General features: G+C 37.1%; 21 protein-coding genes, 1 pseudogene and 2 riboswitches. Of the genes and pseudogenes, 5 read left to right on the top strand and 17 right to left on the bottom strand.

The genetic code is table 11. The features are described from left to right. Nucleotides 1-184: 184 nt before the first annotated feature. The 7 genes and pseudogenes from ACIQ7T_RS04550 to ACIQ7T_RS04520 form a co-directional block, all read right to left on the bottom strand. Complete coding sequence (locus ACIQ7T_RS04550; protein ID WP_402868851.1) at nucleotides 185-1,219, bottom strand: C45 family autoproteolytic acyltransferase/hydrolase; 1,035 nt, start codon at nucleotides 1,217-1,219, stop codon at nucleotides 185-187. 123 nt (nucleotides 1,220-1,342) lie between these two features. Beyond that, a complete protein-coding gene (locus ACIQ7T_RS04545) occupies nucleotides 1,343-2,788 on the bottom strand; it encodes a spore germination protein (RefSeq protein ID WP_402868849.1) in 1,446 nt (481 codons plus the stop codon). 185 nt (nucleotides 2,789-2,973) lie between these two features. Continuing rightward, nucleotides 2,974-3,441: a 6,7-dimethyl-8-ribityllumazine synthase gene (gene ribH / locus ACIQ7T_RS04540; RefSeq protein ID WP_370082743.1), complete on the bottom strand. Its 468-nt coding sequence runs from the start codon at nucleotides 3,439-3,441 to the stop codon at nucleotides 2,974-2,976. Nucleotides 3,442-3,802: 361 nt separating this feature from the next. Next, nucleotides 3,803-4,393, bottom strand: a pseudogene (ribB, locus tag ACIQ7T_RS04535) (3,4-dihydroxy-2-butanone-4-phosphate synthase); the annotation flags it as partial. A gap of 212 nt (nucleotides 4,394-4,605) precedes the next feature. Then, nucleotides 4,606-5,241, bottom strand: a complete 636-nt coding sequence (ribE, locus tag ACIQ7T_RS04530; RefSeq protein WP_402868847.1) for a riboflavin synthase — start codon at nucleotides 5,239-5,241, stop codon at nucleotides 4,606-4,608. Nucleotides 5,242-5,383: 142 nt separating this feature from the next. Continuing rightward, nucleotides 5,384-5,509: riboswitch (FMN riboswitch) on the bottom strand. A gap of 125 nt (nucleotides 5,510-5,634) precedes the next feature. Then, nucleotides 5,635-5,760, bottom strand: a riboswitch (FMN riboswitch). A 228-nt stretch (nucleotides 5,761-5,988) separates the two neighbouring features. Beyond that, the gene (locus tag ACIQ7T_RS04525) at nucleotides 5,989-6,126 is read right to left on the bottom strand and encodes a hypothetical protein (protein WP_402868929.1); all 138 of its coding nucleotides are present in this window, start codon (nucleotides 6,124-6,126) and stop codon (nucleotides 5,989-5,991) included. Nucleotides 6,127-6,170: 44 nt separating this feature from the next. Further along, the gene (locus ACIQ7T_RS04520) at nucleotides 6,171-6,293 is read right to left on the bottom strand and encodes an SDR family NAD(P)-dependent oxidoreductase (RefSeq protein WP_402868845.1); all 123 of its coding nucleotides are present in this window, start codon (nucleotides 6,291-6,293) and stop codon (nucleotides 6,171-6,173) included. Nucleotides 6,294-6,679: 386 nt separating this feature from the next. On the opposite strand from ACIQ7T_RS04520, the gene ACIQ7T_RS04515 reads away from it, so the two are divergent. The 3 genes from ACIQ7T_RS04515 (at nucleotide 6,680) to ACIQ7T_RS04505 (ending at nucleotide 9,513) form a co-directional block, all read left to right on the top strand. After that, complete coding sequence (locus tag ACIQ7T_RS04515; protein WP_370082737.1) at nucleotides 6,680-7,798, top strand: YibE/F family protein; 1,119 nt, start codon at nucleotides 6,680-6,682, stop codon at nucleotides 7,796-7,798. Next, entirely contained in the window at nucleotides 7,798-8,577 is a 780-nt protein-coding gene (locus ACIQ7T_RS04510; RefSeq protein ID WP_370082735.1) for a YibE/F family protein, read from the top strand. Before ACIQ7T_RS04515 ends, ACIQ7T_RS04510 begins: the two co-directional genes overlap by 1 nt. Before the next feature lie 318 nt (nucleotides 8,578-8,895). Continuing rightward, complete coding sequence (locus ACIQ7T_RS04505) at nucleotides 8,896-9,513, top strand: HAD hydrolase-like protein (RefSeq protein WP_370082733.1); 618 nt, start codon at nucleotides 8,896-8,898, stop codon at nucleotides 9,511-9,513. A 446-nt stretch (nucleotides 9,514-9,959) separates the two neighbouring features. Here ACIQ7T_RS04505 and ACIQ7T_RS04500 read toward each other — a convergent pair whose 3' ends face one another. Together ACIQ7T_RS04500 and ACIQ7T_RS04495 are read right to left on the bottom strand one after the other, a co-directional pair. Then, on the bottom strand, nucleotides 9,960-10,952 hold the full coding sequence (locus tag ACIQ7T_RS04500; protein ID WP_370082731.1) for a VanW family protein: 993 nt from the start codon (nucleotides 10,950-10,952) through the stop codon (nucleotides 9,960-9,962). Nucleotides 10,953-11,133: 181 nt separating this feature from the next. Further along, on the bottom strand, nucleotides 11,134-11,757 hold the full coding sequence (locus ACIQ7T_RS04495; protein WP_370082729.1) for a transmembrane-type terpene cyclase: 624 nt from the start codon (nucleotides 11,755-11,757) through the stop codon (nucleotides 11,134-11,136). Nucleotides 11,758-11,925: 168 nt separating this feature from the next. Here ACIQ7T_RS04495 and pgeF point away from each other — a divergent pair, with 168 nt between their 5' ends. Continuing rightward, nucleotides 11,926-12,690 (top strand): peptidoglycan editing factor PgeF, encoded by a 765-nt coding sequence (gene pgeF, locus ACIQ7T_RS04490; protein ID WP_370082727.1) that lies wholly within the window; start codon nucleotides 11,926-11,928, stop codon nucleotides 12,688-12,690. 403 nt (nucleotides 12,691-13,093) lie between these two features. On the opposite strand, the gene ACIQ7T_RS04485 is transcribed toward pgeF, so the two are convergent. From ACIQ7T_RS04485 to ACIQ7T_RS04455, 7 genes are all read right to left on the bottom strand, one after another. After that, nucleotides 13,094-14,458 carry an amino acid permease gene (locus ACIQ7T_RS04485; RefSeq protein WP_370082725.1) on the bottom strand — a complete coding sequence of 455 codons (1,365 nt, stop codon included), beginning with the start codon at nucleotides 14,456-14,458 and terminating at the stop codon, nucleotides 13,094-13,096. A gap of 445 nt (nucleotides 14,459-14,903) precedes the next feature. Further along, a complete protein-coding gene (locus tag ACIQ7T_RS04480; protein WP_049666712.1) occupies nucleotides 14,904-15,113 on the bottom strand; it encodes a hypothetical protein in 210 nt (69 codons plus the stop codon). A 149-nt stretch (nucleotides 15,114-15,262) separates the two neighbouring features. Continuing rightward, nucleotides 15,263-16,783 carry an NCS1 family transporter gene (locus ACIQ7T_RS04475; RefSeq protein WP_402868841.1) on the bottom strand — a complete coding sequence of 507 codons (1,521 nt, stop codon included), beginning with the start codon at nucleotides 16,781-16,783 and terminating at the stop codon, nucleotides 15,263-15,265. Nucleotides 16,784-16,980: 197 nt separating this feature from the next. Then, nucleotides 16,981-18,243: an NAD-dependent dihydropyrimidine dehydrogenase subunit PreA gene (preA, locus tag ACIQ7T_RS04470; RefSeq protein WP_370082721.1), complete on the bottom strand. Its 1,263-nt coding sequence runs from the start codon at nucleotides 18,241-18,243 to the stop codon at nucleotides 16,981-16,983. 180 nt (nucleotides 18,244-18,423) lie between these two features. Next, nucleotides 18,424-19,800 (bottom strand): NAD(P)-dependent oxidoreductase, encoded by a 1,377-nt coding sequence (locus ACIQ7T_RS04465; protein ID WP_402868839.1) that lies wholly within the window; start codon nucleotides 19,798-19,800, stop codon nucleotides 18,424-18,426. 334 nt (nucleotides 19,801-20,134) lie between these two features. Continuing rightward, nucleotides 20,135-21,538 carry a dihydropyrimidinase gene (gene hydA, locus ACIQ7T_RS04460; RefSeq protein WP_402868837.1) on the bottom strand — a complete coding sequence of 468 codons (1,404 nt, stop codon included), beginning with the start codon at nucleotides 21,536-21,538 and terminating at the stop codon, nucleotides 20,135-20,137. A 66-nt stretch (nucleotides 21,539-21,604) separates the two neighbouring features. Beyond that, nucleotides 21,605-22,849: a Zn-dependent hydrolase gene (locus ACIQ7T_RS04455; RefSeq protein ID WP_402868835.1), complete on the bottom strand. Its 1,245-nt coding sequence runs from the start codon at nucleotides 22,847-22,849 to the stop codon at nucleotides 21,605-21,607. 138 nt (nucleotides 22,850-22,987) lie between these two features. Between ACIQ7T_RS04455 and ACIQ7T_RS04450 the strand changes: the two genes are divergently transcribed. After that, nucleotides 22,988-24,157, top strand: a complete 1,170-nt coding sequence (locus ACIQ7T_RS04450) for a PucR family transcriptional regulator (RefSeq protein ID WP_370082713.1) — start codon at nucleotides 22,988-22,990, stop codon at nucleotides 24,155-24,157. Between the two features lie 221 nt (nucleotides 24,158-24,378). Here the strand turns inward: ACIQ7T_RS04450 and ACIQ7T_RS04445 are convergent, their stop codons facing one another. Continuing rightward, on the bottom strand, nucleotides 24,379-24,747 hold the full coding sequence (locus ACIQ7T_RS04445) for a DUF378 domain-containing protein (RefSeq protein ID WP_402868833.1): 369 nt from the start codon (nucleotides 24,745-24,747) through the stop codon (nucleotides 24,379-24,381). Nucleotides 24,748-24,999 lie beyond the last annotated feature (252 nt).

Below are 24,999 nucleotides of genomic sequence, written 5' to 3'. Positions count from 1 at the left end.
GCTATCTCCTTCCCATTATTGACGTTGGAGAAGTCTGTCTGGAACTGATAAAATGCTAAAACAATTTTTATTTTTCGAGCGAAACATCGTTCCAGTCGCAACCATTAGTTTAATAATCCTTCTCTAGAAAGTAAACTAAAAAGGAGAAGAATTTTTATCATGCCCCCTCCTTATTATATATTGCTTATTCCATTCCATCTTTGTAGTTTAAATCAATCCAACCTTTTAACTTTTTAGGAAGCGTTAGAGCTTCGTTCAAATAATCTTTAAAAGAAATTGTTATCGGTTCTGCGTCCTCCCCTATTCCAACGATAACTTCTAGAAGCTTTGGCGAATAAACTACAGTATGTAATGTGCCAAAGTATTGTTGATAGTGTTTGAAAAATAACGGAGAATTTCCATTATTAAAATGTCGGTATGCAGCGATTGTAGTCAAATTCTTTTCTATTAAATTATTTATAAAATGTTTTCGATTGACGGACCCTTGAATGTTTTTCTTATTTTTCTCTTTCATACTCGTTGTTTGAAAATGATTCGTACAAATTAACGGATTTTCATATCTTAATTCCTGCTTATGTGGAGAAGCTTCTACTACTATAGATTGTCCGCTTTGATCTGTCATTGAGTAATTGTAACAATAACCATGTGGGAGTTCTGTAATTAATTTAAGTGCTTCTTCAATATTTTTACATTGCTCTAATAATATTCGGACAATCGTTGAAGCGATAAAGCCCTCACCATGGTAATCATTGTTGACAAAATGCAGACCGACAACTAGCCCATATTCATTCATCCCATCAAGTCTACCGATAATTTGTTGGCTAAATCCAACACTTGCACATCCATTCATTGGATTAGAAAATACAAGTCTTGCATCATACAATGTTGGACTAAAATCATAGTTTCTAATATAATTTCCATCTAGCACAAAAGATGTACAGCCCATTTCAGGAAAGGTAATATTATAGCCACTATATATATCAATGACAGAATCCAGCGTTTGAGCTAATCCAACGGCCAATCCTTCCATTTCTTGCAAAAGACTAGGGGAATGAAATTGTAGTAGTTGTTTTGCCATTTGGACATTTATAAAATTCAGAGATTCATTCTGTATTGGATGAGAAGTTGACAGTAGTTCTTTACTTTGCTGAAGCCCAATTTGATAGTAACTGCCCCTTACATTTATAACTTTTACGATCAATTCTTCATAAGATCTCATTACTTTTCTCTCCTTACCTACTGTAATTGGTTTTCTATATTCATCTTAAAGCTTCAAGTAAATATAAGGTCAAGAAATAAAAAGATCAGGCCTATAAAAGCCTGATCTCTACATTCTAAATATTTATTTTTTCCTACTCGATGTCTTTGTCTCATCCTGTACATTTAAGAATTTGGGTCGCGTACGATAACCTGCAGGAGATAAGCGAACTAAAGATCTTTTAATGTCCGTCCAATCTAAATCTGCGCCCATACTTAAGTACGGAACACCTAATACTCGTAAGTTTGCGGTATAAAGAAGTATGAAAAACACCGAAATGAAGAATCCAAATAATCCTAAAAAGGCAGATGCTAAAATGATGATTACCCTGAGAATGCTCATCGCTGTTACGATGGACTGATTGACAAGTGTATAGGCTGCAATACTTGAAGTAGCTATAACTACAATCATGGAAGCGCTCGTAACACCCGATTTAATAGCTGCATCTCCAATAATTAATCCCCCGACAACACTTATTGAACCACTGATAACATTGGGTAGATGAATATTTGCTTCTCGAAATAATTCGAACATAAAAAGCATCATTAATATTTCAAGAGTAGTTGGAAATGGGAGTCCCATTCTTGATTCAACGACAGTTGCCAATAGGATGAATGGCAGTTGTTCTTGATGGTGGGTCGTTAATGCAAGCCAAAAACCTGGTAAAAGTATACTTATTAAGATAGCTATTATTCGTAGTATACGCTCCATAGAACTTACAATAATCGGATACTCATTATCCTCACCGGATTTAAAAAGTAACATTGAATTAGCCGGGGTAATGATGGCATATGATACTCCATCAACTATAATGATAATGCGTCCTCTACTTAAAGCTTGTACAGCAAAATCAGGGCGTCCAGTATAATCGTGTCTAGGTAGAATTTTTGCACTTTGCTCAATTCTCTCCATCAATAAATCCCCACTAAATACAACATCCGTATCAATTCGTTGCAGCTGTAGTTTTATTTGCTCAAGCATTTTTTGATTGACGATATCTTCAAAATAAAGTACAGCTACAGTTGTTTTGGATCGTTTACCAAGTTCATATGTCTCAACACTTAATGAATTAGTAGGAATCCGTTTTCGTAATAAAGCAATATTGATAAAAACATCCTCAATAAAATCATCTCTCGGACCTTTGACAACTAATTCAAGGGTTGTTTCTTTAGGCTCTCGATTCGGTTTTTTAGCGATATAGCTTGAATATAACAAATTCATATCTTCAAAATAAAGTAAAACATGTCCTTTATAAACTCTTGTAATAGCTTCATCTTTACTTGTTATTTTCTGAAGATGGGGAACGTGTAAATTGTTTTGTATATGTTCTTCTAACATTTCCTCTGTTGTTGCAGTAAATAATGATTGAACTCGTTGCACAATAACGGTCTGCAGTAACCGCTCATCAACCATCGCTTCACATTTTATCAAATGTACTTTATGTTGCTGAAAGGAATACTCTTGGAATATCACATCAGCAGAGCGTTGAAATAGTGACTTCAAAGATTTCAAATTTAATTCTTGTTCCATTGAAGAAATATCCATCAACTCCTACTGAGCCAGCCCCTAATTAGTACATTTATGAGTAATAACATAAATACACTTACGGATATTTTCCCCATTGTCTAAAAAAATATTCAAGAAAACTTTAATGTTTATAATACTTTTTCAGAATAATTCATCTGCGAAATTTTCATACTATTATTAGGAAAAATTTATCCAATCATCTTCTTTAAATTTGCCATTTCAATAGCGGACATTGCTGCATCATAGCCTTTATTTCCTGATTTAGTCCCTGCACGCTCAATCGCTTGTTCAATATTTTCTGTAGTTACAATGCCAAAAATAACAGGTACATTTGTAGTTAGTGACACATTTGCAATTCCTTTTGCTGATTCATTACATACATAATCATAATGTGTTGTTGAGCCACGGATTACTGTACCTAATCCAATAATTGCATCATATTTCTTTGTTTCAGCTAACTGTTTCGCGATGAATGGCACTTCAAATGCACCAGGAACCCATGCTACATCGATAGAATTCTCATCCACACCATGACGCTTTAAACCATCTAATGCACCGTCTAATAATTTGCTTGTAATAAATTCGTTGAAACGACCAACTACTACTGCTATTTTTAAATCCGTACCAATTAATTGTGCTTCAAATGTTTTAACCATTTTGAATCTCTCCTTTATTATTTAGTCTAATCATCATAACGTGGGGTTGATTTCCGTTCCGACTGGGCGCTTTGTTATTGCTGTCGCTACGCTTTCGCGCAGAGCAGAGCTTCCTGAGGGCGTCCGATGAGCCCCTTCGCTTGCGCTCCAGGGTCTCGGGCCAACACGATGTTGATCACGAATTATCACAGGACGTGATGGTTTTAGCCTTCGTTCCTCTATCCGCTAATCCTCAAGGAGTCGCCCAGTCTCCACTCCAATCAACTTATATACATAAAGTACGTTTTAACAAATGTCATTCCAAACTTTTGTTGATGATCCTTTATATTGTCTGTGTGTTTTCTTCCATTATTTGTTTAAGACGATAAGTGGCCAATGCTTCAATTGAAATCATTTTTAAATCATGTTGCGCTGCATATTTAACAAGGTCATTAAAGCGTAGCATTTTGCCATTGTCCCCCATAATTTCACAAATAATGCCCGCAGGAATACTATGACACAGCTTGGCCAAATCAATTGTAGCTTCCGTATGTCCTCTACGCTCTAATACACCATTGTCCTTTGCAATTAACGGGAATACATGGCCCGGTCTACGAAAATCCGCAGCTTTTGCCTGTGGTTTTAGCATTTTTTGTATAGTCATTGCCCGTTCAAAGGCGCTAATTCCAGTTGTTGTGTCTACATGATCTATACTAACGGTAAATGCCGTTTGATGATTATCAGTATTAATACTAACCATTGGCTTTAATGCTAATTTTTGTGCAAGCTCCTGTGAAATCGGCGTACAAATAAGACCTCTTCCATAGGTCGCCATAAAGTTAATCGTTTCTGGGGTCATAAATTCCGCAAGTGCGAGTAAGTCCCCTTCGTTTTCTCGGTCCTCATCATCTACTACGATAATCATCTTCCCTTGTTTTAAATCCTCTATTGCTTCTTCAATTGAATGTAGCAATATCGCCACCTCCAGTTCTTAAAGTGTTATTAGATCAATTATGCCTCGGCATAATTGCGTCCGGATTGCTTAGGCCTGCAAGCATGACGTTGGTCACTCAACCGTTTCCACAGAACGTGGCGTTCTTAGACTAAGTTCCTCTATTTCAGCGGATGTTTTTTGTACCGAAAGCGTAGCGACAGGTACAGATGTTTTGGCTTCGCTGAAAGAAGTTAAAACCCGTTTTTTGCTAAGAAGTCTCTTGAAATGGTTGGTTCCTGTCCATACTTAAGTTGATGCAAAATGTATTTTCCAACTAAATCGGTTTCTATATTGACGAGATCACCAATTTTTTTCATACCTAAAATTGTTTCCTTGTATGTGTGAGGTATCAGTGATACTGTGACACCGTTTTTCTCAACCTGAAAGAGTGTTAGACTCGTTCCGTCAATTGTGATGGAGCCCTTTGGAATACAGTAGCTCGTTAACTCCTTCGATAGTTCAATATCAATATAGACTGCATTTGCTAATGGCCGCTTGCGCACTATTTTCCCTACCCCGTCAACATGTCCGGATACAAAATGACCACCGAAACGTCCATTAGCTGACATAGCGCGTTCTAAATTTACCGGATCTCCAACTGCGAGCTGCTGTAAATTTGTTGCGCTCACTGTTTCAGGCATTACATCCATCGTTAGCTCTTGTTCATTAAAATATATCACTGTTAAACAAACACCATTGACCGCTATACTGTCCCCTAGCTTTACATCCTCTACCATTTTCTTTGAAATAACGGTGATTTTCATACTTTGTCGATCGCTTTGCATGGTTTTTACGGTGCCAATATCCTCAACAATTCCTGTAAACATTTTTTCACCTGCTTTCATTCATTTAATAATTTCCGCTCAAACAAAAAACCCCTTAGAATAAAGGGGTTTGGGAGTTCATATACATAAGACGTCAACAAATAAACCTTATGGATATAATATTTTTTCCATAGGCTGTCATCTCATCGTTCTTCTCCCATCCAGACTGTCACTGTCGGTTTTGGATTTGCACCAAATCAGCTTGCGCTCACGGACTTTGAATTTCTTCATCACCGCCGATTGGGAATTTCACCCTACCCCGAAGAACTACTGCTATTCAATTTTTTAGCCAAATAAAACAAAAACTACTTCCCGACTATAAAATGGGAAGTAGTTAACATAAAAGCATACTCAAATACACCTTATAAACTCAAGCGAATTTAAAAAGCTCACACTTTTACCCTTCTCCCATCCAGACTATAACTGTCGGTTTTGGATTTGCACCAAATCAGCTTGCGCTCACGGACTTTGAATTTCTTCATCACCGCCGATTGGGAATTTCACCCTACCCTGAAGGATATTTTTATTTAGCTAGTTCTTACGATAACACTAATTTATTTTATTATCCAGATAATTCTTTATAAATTTTTTCTATAATTCATTTCACATTCGCAAGTTTGCCTATCGTTGCGTTTGTAAATTGCTACAAAAACAATAAATTTATACAGTCAAACTACCATCAACAGAGACAACAGCACCAGCCATGAAGCTTGCTTTATCTGATGCTAAGAATAGGACCGCTTCTGCAACTTATTCTGGTTCACCATGGCGTCCCATACATACACGTGACATTTCTTCTGGTACGTACCCTGTTTTTTCAAGTGTTTCACCAACACTTTGAAATAATGGTGTAACGATGCCGCCTGGACACACAGCATTAATACGAATACTTTTATTTGCATACTCGACCGTGACGCCTTTCGTTAAACCGATTACCGCATGTTACTTGCGGAATATACAGCGATACTGTGTTCTGAACGAATACCTGCCGATGAAGCAGTATTAATAATCGATCCTTTATCCTGCTTTTCCATTACTGGATTAACACATTTCATGCCAAACCATTCCTCTTTTGATTAAATACTGCCTAACCTGGCCAGTATCAATTCAACTATCGCGTCCTGAATAATGGCGATTTCTCCTATATTTTTTCGCTTCCTTCACATGCTATGTTGTACCATCCCATTTGTCATAAGCAAAAAATTAATAAACACTTACATAATGAATAACAATAATTTAATTATGCTAAAACTAACTAAGTAAGCTAAAATCTACTATATAATTAAGGAACCTCTATTCAATTAGCACGTTACTTTATAATGGCATTTTTTAAATCTGCTTGACATTAAAAAATTAGTGATATTGTGAGTCATTTTCGTGCCATTTTAACAATGAACGCATAAGTACAATCAGATTCCTTTCTCACATTGGAGGCTTTTTATTGCAAAACATCTTGAAAAAAAAATCTAAATTTATATTTTATACCTTTATCGCAATTTGCTTTATCGCTTCTGTTTTTTTCGTTTATCACAACGAAGCATTTTATGATCGTCCAATTGCGGAAGTTATAAAAACGGAATTAAAAGAATCAAACCCTGTAACAGATATGTATGAAAATGAAGATCATTTATATACTCAGCAAATTACAGCTGTATTAAAAAATGGTGAAAAAAAAGGTAAGCTTATTCATTTTACAAATGAGTATTCAGCATCTGGGGCTTTTGATCAAGAGTACCATGTTGGGAATAAATTATTTGTTTCCATTAAAGTAAATACAGACAAAAATGGAGATTTAACTGGGGCTATTTTAGACGTGAAACGTGATCAGTTTGTCTTGATAGTGGCGTGGATTTTTATTTTTGCTTTGCTAATTGTCGGTAAAAGACAAGGATTATTTTCAATCATCAGTTTAATTGTAAATTCGCTTGTATTATCATACGCTTTGGATTTATATATAAATTCTAATATAAATTTGATATTTATTAGCGGGGTATGTGTTCTTTTATTTACGGTCATTTCTTTAATTCTCATTAACGGCTTGAATGAAAAAACATATGCAGCGATAATGGCAACACTTATAGGAACATTTATTTCTATATTGATTAGCGCTTTAGTTTTGTGGATTACATCCGAGAATGGGCTTCGATATGAAGAAATGCAATTTTTAACGCGACCATATCGAGTGATTTTTATGGCTGGCTTATTTATTGGAGCACTAGGAGCTGTAATGGATGTCTCCATCACAATGGCTTCTTCAATGTTCGCTTTATTTGAGCAAAACGAAGAAATATCTGACCAAGCATTGAAAACCTCAGGGATGGACATCGGGAAAGACATTATGGGAACGATTACAAGTATTTTGTTTTTTGTTTATATTTGTGGCTCAATCCCTATGTTGATTTTATATTTAAAAAACTCTTATCCATTAGGGCAAACACTTTCCATGAATCTTTCATTAGAATTAGCTAGGGCCCTAGCAGGTGGAATCGGTGTTGTCTTAACGATTCCAATCAGTTTATACACTTCTATTTTTTTCATTAATCGAAAGAGGGCAAAATAATGAATGTATTAGTATGGTTAACTGCCATTTTATTCATATTGATGATTGTTATCGGTGGAAAAAAAGGAGTACGATCTTTTCTATCTTTATTTTTAAACTTTGGAGTACTCTTTATCACCATCTTTTTAATGACCAATCAGAAAAATAGTCCAATTATATTAACGCTCATTGCCTGTACCGTCATTAGCTGGATTAGCTTATTTTTTATTAATGAAATGAGTAGTAAAACAGTAACTGCATTCATTTCTACAATGATTACGATTGTAATTTTATTACTATTCATTGTTTTTGTAACGGAGAAATCAATGATTCGAGGATTCGGGGAAGAATCCTCTGAAGAGATTAGCATATTTTCTCTTTATATTGGCGTCAATTTTGTGCAAATTGGAGCTTCCGTTATTATTATGAGTACGATTGGAGCAATTTTGGATGTTGCCATTTCTATTGCTACTTCCATGCATGAGATTCTTCATCATAATCCGTTAATTAGCAGAAAAAAATTATTTACATCAGGTTTAAGCATTGGAAGGGACATTTTAGGTACAGATACAAATACATTATTTTTCGCTTTCTTTGGTGGATATTTAAGCTTGCTCATTTGGTTCAAAGATTTATCTTATTCAATTGGTGAAATCATTAATTCTAAAGTATTTGCCACTGAACTTATTATGATATTTTGCGCAGGTATTGGAATCGCACTTATCATTCCTATCACTTCCTCGGTAAATGCATATTATTTAACAAAAAAACGAGATACAACATCACAAGATGCTTCATAATAGTCGTACCTGTCATCCAGCTCAATACTAACGGATGACAGGTACTTTTTTTGTCCATTCAACTACATAAAAACTGTATAGATAATTTCATTATTGATTTCGACACATTTTTCGGTACAATTTTTACCAAAGAAGTTGCCATAAGCCCCTTTACCCTGAAAAAATATTTACCCATTCGAAAAAAAATTATTCATCTGGGGTCATTTATAATACGCTGTTACATATTCTGTATAATCATGTCATTATTTTAAAATAGGCAGTAACATTTTCAAGAAAAAGACGTCTTTACAATTAGATGATTAAAGGAGAAAGTTTGTCATGAAATATATTATCTTTGATTTTGATGGAACACTGGCTGATTCAACAGCAGTGTTTACATCAGCTTGGAATACGATTGCGCAAAAGTATAAATTTAAAGGAATAGAGTTAAAGGAAATCGAATCATTAAAAAAACTATCTATAGCGGAACGCAGTAAATTATTCGACTTCCCTATGTATAAATTGCCCATGATTTTACCACAGTTTTATCGCCTGTACCGCCAGTCATTAAATGATGTTCACCTTTATGATGGTATTAAAGAAGTCCTTACGGAAATTGATCAAAGAGGCTATAAAATCCTTATTATTTCCTCCAATTCACAGGAGAACATTTTAGAATTTCTAAAAATGAACGGTATTCATTGTGTGTCAAATGTTCTTTCTTCAAACCGTATTTTTGGAAAGGATAAAGTGATAAAAAGTTTTTTAAAGGACTCAGGCATTACACCTTCAGAAGTTATATACATTGGTGATGAACAAAGAGATATTGTAGCCTGCAAAAAAGTGGGCGTGCCTATTATTTGGGTTAGTTGGGGATATGATGCTATTGATGTTGTACAACAAGAGGATCCCGAGTACAAAGTAGCTACACCACAAGAAATTTTAAATATCATATAAGCTAAGAGGATCATAGCAATTAAAAAATGGCTATGATCCTCTTGTTGTTGAAAAAATTATAGTGGGAATGATTTAAAGTGTTCAGATATACCACTGTCGCTCCGCTTTCGCACATAAAAAACATTGCTGCAGCTTCATTTTATTAGAGGAACAGATTGAAGATACATATTAAGCGAAGTGGTTGATTGGAGTGGAGACTGGGCGACTCCTTGGGGATTAGCAATAGAGGAACGAAGGCTAAAACCATCACATCCTGTGATAACGCCTTCGTGACTAACATCCTGCTGTTGCCGCTGCCGCTACGCTTTCGCACAAAAAAAACATCTGTTGCCCTAAGCGGCTCATCGGTCGCCCCCAGGAAGCTTTGCTCTGTGCGAAAGCGAAGCGTCAGCAACCAAGCGCCCAGTCGGAACGGAAATCAACTCCTCGTTTTGTAAAGAGCAATACTATTGCTTTTTCAAGATTTCTACATATTTTTCCGCTGTTCTTAACTCAACTGTAAGAGAATTTTTACTATAGCTAGCTTTAATTAAAAAAGGTACGTTAGTTGTATTTTGAAATCTGAAATCTAAGCCACCATAGGAAACTGTAGCGTCTCTTCCTTTTGGAACGTACCCGACATCTAAAGAATGGTGATGACGTTCAACAAATTTTACTGGTATTTGATCAACCGCATTAAATAAGGTTGAGGACGTTTGACAGATACCTCCCCCAATGCCCATCACAACCTTTTTGTTGATGATTTCTGGTGCAGGCTGATAACCATTTACTTCGTCCCTAGGTCCAACGACTGTATTAAAGGAGAAAGAATCTCCACTTCCAACGATAACATTATTAATTGCCTTCGCAGAAAGTTCAATATTTTTATTTCTTCCTACATCATGCGTATTGAAGTAAGTTGTATAGGATGCCACAACCACGTCTTCTAAATATGGAATATCTTCAAAATTATAGCCGCTTTCTGTAACAGATAGAGGCATCTCCACTGTACCACCAGTTGCTGATGCTTCTAATATTCTCTCTACTAATTCACTTTCTTTTAAAACAGTTAAAGGACTACCTTTAATTACTTTTCCTTGATCGTCCAGCTTATCAAGTATCATACGCTTATCATAGCCGGTTGTATTTTCATTCCCTCTCGCTAAACCTTTTGCTAATTGCTCAATTTGTTTTGTATACGATAGTCTATCACGTTCATAGTCCATTTCTTGCGGTGAAATGGTTTGTACGATGGCTTGTGTAGAAGGATCTACAATTTCAACAACGACTGGCTCTGCTTGTTGTTGTTCAAAGGTAACAGGCTTTTTTACATCATCAGCTTTATGCTCTGACTCTTGAACTTGTTGTTCTTGTTTTTTCTCATCCGCAGATTTCCCCTGACAGCCAATTAGCCCAATCGTACAAATAATACATAGTGTGGTTATCCACTTCTTTTTCAAATAAAACACCTTCCCTATCTTCATACTACAGAGACATCTTATTCGTGTATTGCTGATAGTGTGTTTCATTTCATTATTTTTATTTGTTTATAAAATGAAAACACTCTACAAAGTTGAGTGACATTGTAGAGTGTTTTCATTTTATAGATGCAGGGCACGGTACATCCCTTTATCAATTTTTTCATTTTGCATATTTCACATTAAACCTAAAGATCAATACTATATAAATCCAATCATAAATAAAAATTGCAAGCGAAATGATAGTAATCAATGGTGTTCTAAAATACAAATAGAAGCAAACTGCTGCTAACACAGTTCCAATCATTTTACAAATGGCTATGCCCATTGATTGTCCACTTAAATTCCCTCTTTGAATGAATAAGGCGATAAAAAGCCCTGACATCATCAGATTTTGGAAAAACGCGGCATATATGCCTGCCGTATCTTTGAATTCATGCATCATCGCTAAAATCGTGAGAAAGCTTACTACGAGTGTTATGAAAAAAGATGTATAAAATACCTTTCTCGGAATAATTTTTTTATACTCCTTATAACCATAAAGTAAAAATTGCATCAAAATGAAGATATCCAAAAGAAACCACAGGAAAGTAAGGATCCTTTGCAAGTCATTTAGCGGATACATAAATGAAAAAATAAATTCCCATGAAATATTGGCACAAATTGCGGCCATGGGCATCCCATATCTCTTATCCTTTATTCCTTGTTTGATGATTAATATATATGTAATAATCCAAAATAGCCACATGCCGAATTGGGAAATCAGTATGAATTTTTCTTGAGTCAAATCTACAAACTCCTTCCCTCTAATTATCATTCTTCGATTACTATATGTGAAGAAATCAATTCTTTATGTCAAAAGAATTGTAGAAAATACTCAAGGCTCTTAAAAATCTTAAGAGTAAGCGCCTATACATTCATTAAGCAATCATATATAGTAAGACGAGGTGATGATATGAAAAATAAAATTTATTTTGATAACGACCAATTTATCGCAGGCACTACCTTAAAGGATGACATCGAACTAGAACAAAACAATATGGCACTACATACATGTGTGAATGAAGCTGATGTGCTAGAAAACCGAGAAAAATTGGCAACTACATTGCATTGTAACTTGAATAATTTTATTTGCACTCAACAAACACATAGTGCCAATTTCCATAAAGTCACGATTTCTGATAAAGGACGCGGCGCAGAGCAAATGGACACTGCCATTAGTAATACTGATGCACTTTATACATTAGAGCCAAATTTACTTTTATGTAGTTTTACAGCAGATTGCGTACCTGTCATTTTTTATAATGAAGTTAATGGTCTTATTGGCGTAGTACATTCAGGCTGGCAAGGCACAGTTAAGGAAGTCACACCAAGGCTTTTCGAACATTTGATAGAGCATGAACAATGTAATCCACAAGATTTTCACGTACAAATCGGTATGGCACTTAGTCAGGAGAAATTTGAGGTGGATACAGATGTCTATGAAAAATTTCACAACCTAGGCTATGCTGAGGATTTTATGTATTACAATGCACAAACAAATAAATATCATATCGATAATCAACAAACTGTGAAAAAGCAATGTGAGCTTGCAGGTATCCCTTCTAAGCAGATTTCGATTGATTCAACGTGTACATTCCTTAGCCCAGATGGTTTTTCTTACCGTCAAGATAAACAGGCTGGCAGACATTTAAGCTTTATTATGCGAAAAGAACAGTAGTTAAAAGGGACAATCCAATTATTAATGGAGTGTCCCTTTTGTAGTATTGAAAACCAAAATGGTTAAGAAAAGTCGTTTCATTTTATCACAATAAATTAGAGTGATATGCCTGAGGATACATGCTAAGTGGTTGATTGGAGTGAAGGCTGGCAGTGGATTTTTTCTGTGCGAGAGCGAAGCGTCAACAACAAAAGCAGCTCATCAGACGCCCCCAGGAAGCTCTGCTCTGCGCGAAAGCGAAGCGTCAGCGGCAAATGTTTTATCTATGCGAAAGCGAAGCGGCAGCAACAAAACGCTCAGTCAGAACGGAAATCACCCCTCGTTTTGCAAAAATGACAATATCTTTATCACAAAAGCAAAAAGGATGTATCTCATAAATGAAATACACCCTTTCAACATTTCATTATTTATTAACTCGTCGTTCTTTTCCAATTCTAAAAACATAATAGCTAATGATAACAAGAGCTAAGAAAATAATTCCCACAATAAGTGAAACTCTAGTATCATCATTAAACCACATACCGATTAGGACCATTACTAAAAAGGCAATTGTTATATAGTTTGTAAATGGTGCAAAGGGCATTTTGAACGGGTGCTTTGACAGTTGTTCACCTTTTATTTTTCTAAATCGTATTTGACTTATTAAAATAACAAACCAAGGAATCATCCCCGGTAATACACTTGCACTGTATACATATACAAATAAATTTTTTGGCGCTATGTAGCTTAGAACAACACCGATGACCAAACCAACTAACACGCCTACTGTGCCGAAAATAGGAACACCATTACTAGAAAGCTTTGCAAAAAATTTAGGTGCCTGTCCATTCATGGCAAGCGTATACAGCATACGTCCCGCACTATAAATGCCACTATTACAGCCTGACATTGCTGCTGTAATGACAACAAAATTAATAATTCCTGCCGCAGCGGTAATTCCAACCTTTGCAAAAGTTGCAACAAATGGGCTACCAATCGTACCTAATTCATCCCACGGATAAACTGTTACGATGACAAAGATTGCACCGATATAAAATATTAAAATACGCCAAATAATACTTTGAATCGCATTCGTAATCGTTTTTTGAGGATTTTTCGCTTCTCCTGCCGTAATCCCAATAAGCTCAACGCCTTGATAGGCTGCAACTACTAATGATAACGCAAAGAAGAAGCCTGTCCAGCCACCTGTAAAGAAGCCTCCATGATTCCAAAGGTTCGATAATCCGATTGCCACACCTTCGTTACCAATACCAAAGAAAATAAGACCAAAGCCCGCAACAATCATTAAAACAATCGTCACAATTTTAATCATGGCAAACCAAAACTCAAATTCTCCAAACGTTTTAACAGAAATGAAGTTGGCAACGCCTAAAATCACCATTGCAATTAAACCTGGAATCCATGCTGGTAAATCAGGATACCAGTACTGCATATATGTTCCTACTGCTATAATCTCTGACATCCCAACAATGATCCACTGAAACCAGTTACTCCATGCCGTTAAATAACCGGCTAATGGGTGTATATATTTATAGCCAAACGTTGCAAAGGAACCTGTACTTGGCTCCATATAAAGCATTTCTCCCATTGCTCGCATAATGAAAAAAATAAAAATACCTGCTATAGCATATGCAAGGAGCACGGAAGGCCCTGTCCATTGAATGGCACTAGCAGAACCCATAAACAGGCCCACGCCAATAGTTCCACCAAGAGCAATCATTTGGATATGACGAGCATCTAATCCCCTTTTTAATTCTTTATTTGCCACTAAATTACGCCTCTTTCTAAAGTTCTTTCTACAATGAATTATCTTATAATAATAATAAATTCCGTTAAAAAACACAATTGTATTTTTAGGAAAAACACGATTATGGCAATACGACAATGATTCTGAGCATTGTGTTCTATCCGTCACTTTGGATGTTCTATCCACTGTTTCGGGGGTTCTATCCACGACTTTGAATGTTCTATCCACGATTTCGGCGGTTCTATCCACGACTTTGAATGTTCTATCCACGATTTCGGCGGTTCTATCCACGACTTTGAATGTTCTATCCATCACTTTGGCTGTTATTACAATTGGATTAGCTGTTGTAGCAACAATTTTATCTTGCTTTTGCCGTAAACGGATCAACTTAGAGTAAAAGCCTATTTTATTACGTAAAAAAACTCTATTCCATCATGTAACAATGAATGGAATAGAGTCTACTTTATTACTGTAATAACGTCTGTTCTTGGAGCTTTGCAGAGAAATATTTGCGTGCATCCGCTGTTAGAATTTGCAGCAGAACAACCTCTTCTTGACGCGCAAATTCTACAAACATTCCACTTAGATTTTCATAAACATATTTGATTTTAAAGCCACTATCTAAATAATGATCCACTTTTTTTATTTCTTCTGTGCTTTGTTGATGTTCTGACATGCTATCACTCCACCTTTCCGTTATCAACCTCTTAAAAATACGTTTGGTGTTTAATTCATCCCGCTTTAACGGCCGTAATTTGTCTTTGCCGAAAGCGAAGCGTCAGGTACAAAATCAGTGGGTGATGAAGAGGAACCCCACGTTTCACTTTATTCAGCACCTTTTATATCTAACACCGGATCTGGTTGTTCAACGACATCATCCTCATTTGGAACAACGGTTGGAGCAGGCGCTTGTTGCTGTCCAAATAGTTCATCCAAATTGTGACCAGCTGTAATCCCTAAATATTTTGCATCACTTGGATCTTTTAGCTCAGCTTGAGGGTATTTTTTGAACCACCAATACTTCGCTAATACATAATATACAAGTGCCCCTACAAAGAACCCTACTAATGAAGAATAAGTGGAGAATATATTTGCCACTGCACCACCGATAACCCAAGCGATTAAACCAGCTATGTTAAAGCCCTTCAAATATTTAAACTGACCCTCTAAGTCATAAAGTGCTTTTACATGCACGCGACGTTTACGGATTAAATAATAATCGGCAAATAGAATACCAACGATGGCTGTTAAAATTCCCCCGATAATTAAAAGTGCATTGACTAACACATCAAATAAACTCCATGGTTGTGCTAGAATACCAATGATTCCTGCAATAACAACCCCCACCCAAAACGGCACTTTTGGCCCACCGATATTCGAGAAGATCGTTGCAGCTGGGATAACATTTGCAGAGGTGTTAGTCGACCATTGTGCTAATACAATCATTAACAGTAAGATTCCTAAAATAAAGCCACTTGCGCTTTGCTGTAGTGCATTGATTGGATCAGCAGAAGCAACAGCCATATAGCACACGGCACCAATTGTTACTATGAAAGTATTTGTAATCGGCATGACGATTAATGAGCCAACTAGCTGTGTTTTATTGCGTTTGAACCAATTACGTTCATTTTTCGGTGCTTTAAAGAAGCGTGAAAGTGAAGGCATATCGGCTGCTAGCGTCGACCAAAATCCCATATTCGCCATAATCACTACCATAAATGCAGTGAAGGCTGAGAATCCTGTTGTTGGCGCTTCCACCCACGTCCAAATATTTTTCCCTTGAGCTACTGCATGATCTGCCAGTGTATAATACATCCAGCAGGAAATTAAAATGATAACTGGTGCTGCTAAATCTGCAAAGCGTTCAATAGATTTAATACCTAGTGATGTATTAAATAACTGAAGTGCTGCAAAGACAATGAAACAGACAAACCAATTATCAAAACTAAAAAGTAAATTTAAAATGCCGTTTATCGCTAATGCTCCAAAATAAGTATTCAGACCGAACCAACAGGCAGCCGTTACACCTCGGACAAGTGACGGAATATGTGTGCCAAATGTACCGAACGGAGCACGCATATATACTGGGAATGATAAGCCATGTTCAATGCCTATATCTCCAATTAACGTCATAAATACACCAATTAGACAAGAGCCAATCAACGTTGCTAAAATCACCATTGGCAATGGTAAGCTTATAATTGCTGTGCCACCTATTGCAAAAGCCGCTAATACAATTGCCATCCCTATCCAAATTACTGCAAAACCAAATGTTCCGATATTTCTTTGTTGATGTGTCACTGGAAGTAAATCTGGGGATTTTAAATAATTCCCATCATGTTCCATATAATCTCTCCTTTTTTATCAAATTTCCGTGACAACTTACATGAGGTTATTCCTTCCTCCAACGAAAATGCTGAAGGAAGGTGGAATTTCAGTTTATCTTCCTTCGACAAAATACTCCCACCTCAGAAGGTAGTGAGACGAATGAAGATTAAGCATACAAACGCAATTAAGCCAAGGTGAAATTGATTTTAGACTTTTTACTTAGATAGACTGCTAATTAAAGATTGACGTTCATTCCAAGTCATTGGTGGAACTGTAGATTTGCGTTCAACCATTGTAATAGCATCATCTACAGGACAAACAATTGAGCATAAATTACAGCCTACACAATCCTCTTCCCGCACTTTCAGCATTGGGCGGCCATCTTCTGAATATAAGTCGATACATTGATGCGATGTATCCTCACATGCAATATGGCACTTGTTACAGTTAATGCAAACATCATTATTAATTTCAGCCACGATTTTATAATTTAAGTCCAGGTCACCCCAATTGGAATATCTAGAAACTGAGCGACCTACTAAATCCATGACAGAGGCAATGCCTTTATCGTCTAAATAGTTATTGAGTCCATCAATCATATCCTCAACAATACTAAAGCCATGATGCATTGCTGCTGTACAAACTTGCACGCCTGTAGCTCCCATTAATATAAACTCAGCAGCATCTTGCCAGTTGGAAATACCACCAATGCCCGAAATAGGAACATTGATTAATGGATTACGAGCACACTCTGCAACCATATTGAGCGCAATTGGTTTAACGGCAGGACCACAATAGCCACCATGTGCACCCTTTCCAGCTACATGAGGCACTGTATTCCATGTATCTAAGTCAACACCAGCCAAGCTGTTAATTGTATTAATCATACTAATGGCATCCGCTCCACCTCTTGTAGCCGCTTCTGCCGTTACCGTAATGTCGGTAATGTTCGGTGTTAACTTCACAATTACTGGAGTTTTCGCAGCCTCTTTCACCCAGTACGTTTGCTTTTCCACCAACTCAGGTACTTGACCAGAGGCAGACCCCATTCCTCGTTCTGCCATCCCATGTGGGCAACCAAAGTTAAGCTCAAGACCATCAACTCCCACATCTTCTACTCGTTTAACAATCTCATGCCACTTTTCTTGCTTTGGCTCCACCATTAAGGAAGCGATAATTGCGTGATGCGGAAACCTTTTTTTCGTTTCATAAATTTCTTGTAAATTTACCTCTAACGGACGATCCGTAATCAATTCAATATTATTGAAGCCAGCTACTCTTTGTCCGTTAAAGCTAACAGCTGCAAAGCGTGAAGAAACATTTAAAATCGGATCCCCCAATGTCTTCCATACAGCACCACCCCACCCCGCTTCAAATGCACGTTGTACTTGATAGCCTGAATTCGTTGGCGGTGCCGACGCAAGCCAAAATGGATTAGGCGATTTGATGCCCGCTAAGTCAATACGTAAGTCTGCCATAGTAGTTCCTCCCTTATGCAATCTCACTTGGTTTTATCAATTATGCCTCGGCATAATTGTGTCTGGAATCGGCTTTGTGCTAGCACAAAGAACTCCTTTCCGATTCCGTGACATCCGCCGGAGGCTTTAACTTCTTTCAGCCTGTTGAAAAGTAGCTTAAATCTGCATTCATCTCATCACCTATAGAGGAGGGAGACTTCCGCTGAAAGAAGTTAAACGTTCATGGATCTTGTATGCTGCGTCTTTTCCTTGCTGTACAGCGGTTACAACCATCGCCTCGCCCTGGCCATTTCCGAAGACGACATCTCCACACGCAAATACTTTGTCATTCGAAGTTTGCATTGTCGTTTCATCAATATCAACAACACCATTTGTATGCTGTAAGCCAAAAGCTTCAATCAATGATACAAAACGTGTTTGCCCGATTGCCTTAATAACAGCATCCACTTCAATAATAAAATTGGACCCCTTAATCTCCTCAGGTCTTTGACGACCATCAGCACCCGCTTCACCGAGCTTCATTTTCGTACATTCGATACCTACGACCTCACCTGACTCATTACCAATAATTTTTTTCGGTGCTGTTAACCACTTAAACTCCACACCATCTTGCTTGGCAAATTCATATTCAAATTTGTAAGCAGTCATTTCTTTTTGTGTTCTTCTATAAAGAATTTGAACATTATCAGCACCTAAACGCACTGCACATGTAGCACCGTCAATCGCGGTATTTCCCGCACCAATGACAGCCACCCGCTTCCCAACTATATCTTTTGTAAGCGGTCCCATTTTTGTCTTTCTGACAAACTCTATTGCATCATGTACACCGTCTAAATCTTCTCCTTCAATGCCTAGATTCGGCACAGCTCCCATACCAACTGCTAAAATTACACTGTCATATTGCTCCAAAATTTCTTCAGCAGAAATATCTATACCGACAGTTGTGTTTGTTTGGATTTCCACACCAAGCTTTTCGATTTGTTCAATTTCCCAATCAACGACTTCATTTGGTAAACGGAACGACACAATACCATAGCTTCCTAGGCCACCAGCTTTCGATTCAGCTTCATAAATAGTGACCTGATAACCAAATCGACTTAGTTCACGAGCAGCCGATAAACCAGCAGGACCTGCACCAATAATCGCTACCTTATGTCCATTGTTTTGCCCTTGCTTAAATAGCTGAGCGTTCGTTGCCATTGCCCAATCTGTTGCAAAGCGCTGTAGCTCTCCGATTTTAATTGGCTTTGTTGAGGAATTTAACACACACGCCCCTTCACATAGTTCCTCCGTTGGACAAACCCTTGCACAGCTTGCACCAATTGGATTTGCTTCTAATATAGTCGTAGCAGAGCCCTTCATATTACCAGAAGCAATTTTTTTTATGAAATTTGGGATTTGAATACTCGTTGGACAGGCTTTAATGCACGGTGCATCATAGCAATAAAGACAACGATTAGATTCCTCTATTGCTTCATTCTTTGTCATCCTGCTAGTCAATTCCATAAAATTACGGTTTAACTGTTGGGACATTGCATTTTCTTGATTCGGAGCCATTTCCACATCCCCCTCATGTGTTCATTTTTTCCTTCTTATTACACCTAGGCGTAATTGATGCTAGGACCATTGAAAAAAGCCACATTCAACATTCATCTCACCACCTATAGAGGTAGATAGTCTTCTGTAGCTAAATGAAGATATTACGAGACCGATTGCTCTGTTCTCCATCCAAAGCAATCGGTCATAAAGTGAAACTTTAATCAGTGGGGGTCTCTTCATCCCCCATTGATTATTAGTTGAACGAATCGGGCTTTTTATCTCCCACCTAACTTCTCAGCTTTTGCAAAAATTTTGTGGTGGGAGTATTACTGCCCGTTAATGCGGGATCATGCTAAATGTTTAGTGCTTCTGTAGCCGTTGTTTTTAATGCACGTTTTATATATTGTCCGCTACCTAGTACACCGACAAACTCTTTATTTTTAATGACATATTCTCCACGTACTAGTACGCTGACTGGTTCACCTGTTACTTCCCATCCCTCATATGGGTTATAATCCACGTTCATATGATGTGTTTTAGCCGAGATTTCTCGTTTTACCTCTGGATCAAAAATAACGATATCGGCATCAGAACCGATTGCAATCGTTCCTTTTTGTGGGAATAAACCAAATACTTTTGCTGCACTTGTGGAAATCATATCGACGAACTCATTGATAGAAATTTTTCCTTTTGCTACGCCTTCTGAATATAAAATACTAAAGCGATCTTCAATAAAAGGCCCACCGTTAGGAATTTTAGAAAAATCATTTATTCCTAACTGCTTTTTACCCTTAAAACTAAACGAGCATTGGTCAGAGCCAATTGTTTGTAGTTGTTTTGCTTTTAGAGCATTCCATAAATGAGCCTGATGATATTTCGGTCGAAGTGGTGGGGACCAAACATATTTTGCACCCTCAAAACCTGGTTGTGCTAAAGCAGATTGATCCAAAGTTAAATATGGTGGACATGTTTCACCATAAACGTCATAGCCTTTTTCACGCGCAGCAATAATCTCATCTACTGCCTCTTTACAAGTTACATGTACAACATAAAGGGTAGCGCCAGCAATATGGGCTAACTCAATTGCACGTTTTGTCGCTTCGCCCTCTAATTCAGCTGGACGAGTAAGCGCATGATAAATCGGCTCCTTATGACCTGCACGTCGCGCCTCTTCTACAAGCTCATCAATAACAGAACCATTTTCACAGTGCACCATAACAACAGCACCGAGGTCTTTCGCTATTTTAAAAGCCTTAAAAAGGGTGCGGTCTGAGGCTTGAAATTCTTTCGCATACGCCATAAATACCTTGACAGAAGTAATACCCTCTTGCTCTAAGATCTGCGGCAATTCGACTTCTGTTTCAGGGGTTAAATCACAAATCATTAAGTGGAATCCATAGTCGATGGCTGATTTCCCCTTCGCCTTGTCATGCCACTTTTCAACTGCAGCTGAAAGTTTATCCTCGCCAGCCGTTAAGCAGAAATCCAAAATAGTAGTTGTTCCACCGAAAGCTGCTGCAATGGTACCAGATTTCCAATCATCATCAGTCACAGTATTGTTAAATGGCATATCTAAATGTGTGTGAGGATCAATTCCTCCTGGCATCACATATTTACCTGTAGCATCAATAACTTCTGCCCCAATGTCGGATAGATTTTTGCCAATTTGAACAATTTTTCCGTTTTCAATTAAAATATCTGCCTCAAAAACATCTGCAGCTGTCGCCACTCGTCCACCTTTAATAATTTTCTTCATTCTGCCCCTCACCCTTCGTAAAATAATGGAGAATGCTCAATCATGACAATGTTTGGAAAACCAACTTTAATGTAACGTGTAAGTCTCCCCCACACTAAACTTTGTTTGTAGCGTCAACACTGTTTCAAGTAATACATCTGCTCCTTTCGCACAATCCTCAAATGTTGTTTCCTCTTCCTCGCAATGACTCTTACCATTAATACTTGGTACGAAAATCATTGCTGATGGGACAATGCTTGCGATATATTGCGCATCATGTCCTGCCCCGCTAAACATTCGATGAGCAGTATAACCGAAGCTCTGACAAGCCCTTTCCACTTCATTACAAATATGAGGTTCAAAATAGACTGTATCTCTACCCCATAGCTTAACTGGCTTAATGCTACAGCCCATATCCTCTGTAGGAAGATTATTCAGTATGTCCTCTACTTTTTGCATGATCTCTGGTTTTTGATGACGTGAATCTATCGTAAATGTCACATTGTTCGGTATCACAGTATGAATATTTGGAGAAACATTCATTCGACCAAAGGTAAACACTAACTGTTCATCAATTTTTCCGAGCTCTTCATGTAAATACGTAATGATTTTTGAAGTTACGATCATCGGATCTTGACGCATTGTCATCGGTGTCGTTCCAGCATGATTGGACTGCCCTGCAACCGTAATTTCATAACACACCATACCTAATACACCTTCAACAACGCCAATTTCCAACTGCTTCGCCTCTAGAACAGGTCCTTGTTCGATATGCAATTCGATATAAGCAAGTGCTTCCTTTAAACGATTTTCTTGATCTCCTTCAAAGCCACTTGCTTGCAGTGCTTCTTTGAAACTAGTGCCATTTTTATCGATAGATTGCAGCATTTTTTCTTTATCAAATTTCGCTGAAATAACCCCAGAGCTCATCATCGCTGGATCAAAACGAGCACCTTCTTCATTCGTGAAATTCACAATCATTATCGGGATATCTAGCTCAATCTCGTTTTCTTTTAACGTTCTAATAGCCTCAATAGCCGTTAAAACGCCTAATACACCATCAAATTTCCCACCCTTTTCAACGGAATCTAAATGCGACCCCATAACAATTGGAGGAACATCCTTTTTCCCAGGCAAAATGGCATAAATATTACCCATATCATCGATTTTGATATCCATCCCTAATTCATCACAACACTCACAAAAATAGTTTCTTGCTAATACATCCTCATTCGAAAGAGACAAACGAGTTACGCCACCATTTTCAGTAGCTCCAAATTGACTAAATTGTTCAATTAACTCTTGCAATCGTCTACTATTACACTTATACATATGCAAGTCCTCTCTTTCACAGTAGTTATACACATTCTATAAGAGATAAAAATTATGAGATATAGATAGCAAGCTAAAAAAATATGTGCATCTGCACATAATATATGGTAAGTTATGTTCATAATAAGGGGGGAGAAAATGGGGACAATTCGCAAAATTGTAGAGGGTGTCCAATTCCCAATGCTAACATTAGTAGCTGGACATAACGGAACGTATCGAAGAGTTACAGGGATTAATGTAGTAGAAAGCATCGATTTAATTATGTTTTGTAGACCTAATGAATTAGTCGTGACCACAGGTATTAATTTATCTTCAGATGGAGATTCCTTAGAGCAACTCGTAAAACTAGCTTTCACTAAAAAGGTAGCAGGTTTCATTATTAATACCGGACCATACATTCCAAATATACCAGAATCAGTCATCTCTTTTGCCAATGAACATGATTTCCCTATTTTTCACATGCCATGGAATTATCGAATAGCCGATCTATTAAAAACAACATTTCAATTTATCGCCAATCACCATCAAGAGCTTTCTATTGAAGAAAAGGTTCTTTATAACTTACTTTTTCACTACAAACAAAACGCCAACTATATTAAAGATCAATTAGCACTACTAGGTTTTCCACAAGGTAGGGAGCTAGCCATTATTTCATGTACAACAAATGGTGCACAAGCTAATATTGACCGCTACGAGGTCATGATCCAATTTGCATTTCAAAATAGATATAAACGCTTCTTAAAACTAAAGCATAAAAATCACCTCATCTTTTTAATCGACAGAGCACAAATCAATACACCAAATACTCCCTTCTCAAAAGTTGTTGAAGAAATTTACGACAAAATTACGCAAAAAAATGGTTACTTGGATATTATCATTGGAAAAGGAAATTATCATAAAGAGCTTGAAAATGTTCGTAAAAGCTATGATGAGTCATTAACAGTAATCCAATTAGCAAAGCTTCATAACAATCGCTTCCTATATAAATATAAAGAAATTGGTGCCTACAAAATTATTATGGCCGTGCAAAATCAAACTTTAATCAAATCATATAGCCAAGACATCTTAGGTCAGCTTTATCGCTATGATGAATTGCATAACTCAGATTATGTACAATTTCTACGCATTTACCTCGATGAAAATGGAAGTACCCGTAGGATTAGTGAGCGTCTATTTATTCATCGCAATACAGTACTTTATAAAATAAAAAAAATAGAAACGCTATTAGATATGGACTTAAGTAACCCATTTACAAAAACAAATCTCTATATTGCATTTTTGATTGAGGATGTGTTGACGCACCAATAAATTTTATCACCATAAGATTTCCGTTCTTAAATCCAAATCTAGTTTGTTGGTGTCCATGTACCATTTCTAAGTGATAGCGGCTAATGAAGGGCTTCAAGTAAAAATCCGCTTCGTTATCTGGGTGCCAATCCCTTATATCTTTGCGGATTTTTTATCCTAGCCATAACGAAAAAACTGACAAACCAAATGGTCATCAGTTTTTTTGAGGAATAAACTCGAGGTTATTTTTTATTTTTATTTTTGTTTTTACTATGTGAATCCTTTTTTTCTTCTTTTAGCACATTAGTTGTTTTTAATGCAGTAAAATCTGCTTCATCACCAAACTCCATACCATAGCTTGGATTTCTGTCTATGCGAGAATGATGGTCACGATCATGAACAAGATCTTCGTCCTCATCAAATCGCATAATAAGAACAGGTAAGGATACTAGTCCTGCTAATCCAACGAATGCATAAATCCATCGTGACAATACTGCTGTTTGTCCACCGAACAAATAGGCAACTAAATCAAATCTAAAAAATCCTATAAGTCCCCAGTTGATTGCTCCAATGATGACTAACACTAAAGCGATTCTATAAACTACGCTCACGTTTACACCTCCTTCACTTGTAAATACGAAGCCAGTAATACACTTGAAGTTCATTCCTCACATGTATAAAAAGCGTCGATATTGCAAAAAAAACTGTCATAACAAGTGGAAAATTACAAATACTTATCAAGTAATTAAATCACCCATTTTGACGGTCTTATTTTTAGCAATTGCCGCTTATTTATACAAAACGTATTCCTAGGCTAAGTTATGTTACAAACAAAGGAACGTTAGAAAATCAAAGGTAATAAA

Source organism: Lysinibacillus sp. NPDC096212, from assembly GCF_044763105.1.
Classification (GTDB): domain Bacteria; phylum Bacillota; class Bacilli; order Bacillales_A; family Planococcaceae; genus Lysinibacillus.
This window is presented reverse-complemented; position numbering and strand designations above follow the sequence as displayed.

Bases quoted from the DNA above. Each gene is read 5' to 3' on its own strand.
- ACIQ7T_RS04455 (WP_402868835.1), bottom strand. From the start codon at position 22,849: ATGTATAAGTGTAATAGTAGACGATTGCAAGAGTTAATTGAACAATTT.
- ACIQ7T_RS04450 (WP_370082713.1), top strand. From the start codon at position 22,988: ATGGGGACAATTCGCAAAATTGTAGAGGGTGTCCAATTCCCAATGCTA.
- ACIQ7T_RS04480 (WP_049666712.1), bottom strand. From the start codon at position 15,113: ATGTCAGAACATCAACAAAGCACAGAAGAAATAAAAAAAGTGGATCAT.
- ACIQ7T_RS04475 (WP_402868841.1), bottom strand. From the start codon at position 16,783: ATGGAACATGATGGGAATTATTTAAAATCCCCAGATTTACTTCCAGTG.
- ribH (WP_370082743.1), bottom strand. From the start codon at position 3,441: ATGGTTAAAACATTTGAAGCACAATTAATTGGTACGGATTTAAAAATA.
- ribE (WP_402868847.1), bottom strand. From the start codon at position 5,241: ATGTTTACAGGAATTGTTGAGGATATTGGCACCGTAAAAACCATGCAA.
- pgeF (WP_370082727.1), top strand. From the start codon at position 11,926: ATGAAAAATAAAATTTATTTTGATAACGACCAATTTATCGCAGGCACT.
- ACIQ7T_RS04550 (WP_402868851.1), bottom strand. From the start codon at position 1,219: ATGAGATCTTATGAAGAATTGATCGTAAAAGTTATAAATGTAAGGGGC.
- ACIQ7T_RS04510 (WP_370082735.1), top strand. From the start codon at position 7,798: ATGAATGTATTAGTATGGTTAACTGCCATTTTATTCATATTGATGATT.
- ACIQ7T_RS04465 (WP_402868839.1), bottom strand. From the start codon at position 19,800: ATGGCTCCGAATCAAGAAAATGCAATGTCCCAACAGTTAAACCGTAAT.
- preA (WP_370082721.1), bottom strand. From the start codon at position 18,243: ATGGCAGACTTACGTATTGACTTAGCGGGCATCAAATCGCCTAATCCA.
- ACIQ7T_RS04520 (WP_402868845.1), bottom strand. From the start codon at position 6,293: ATGAAATGTGTTAATCCAGTAATGGAAAAGCAGGATAAAGGATCGATT.
- hydA (WP_402868837.1), bottom strand. From the start codon at position 21,538: ATGAAGAAAATTATTAAAGGTGGACGAGTGGCGACAGCTGCAGATGTT.
- ACIQ7T_RS04505 (WP_370082733.1), top strand. From the start codon at position 8,896: ATGAAATATATTATCTTTGATTTTGATGGAACACTGGCTGATTCAACA.
- ACIQ7T_RS04545 (WP_402868849.1), bottom strand. From the start codon at position 2,788: ATGGAACAAGAATTAAATTTGAAATCTTTGAAGTCACTATTTCAACGC.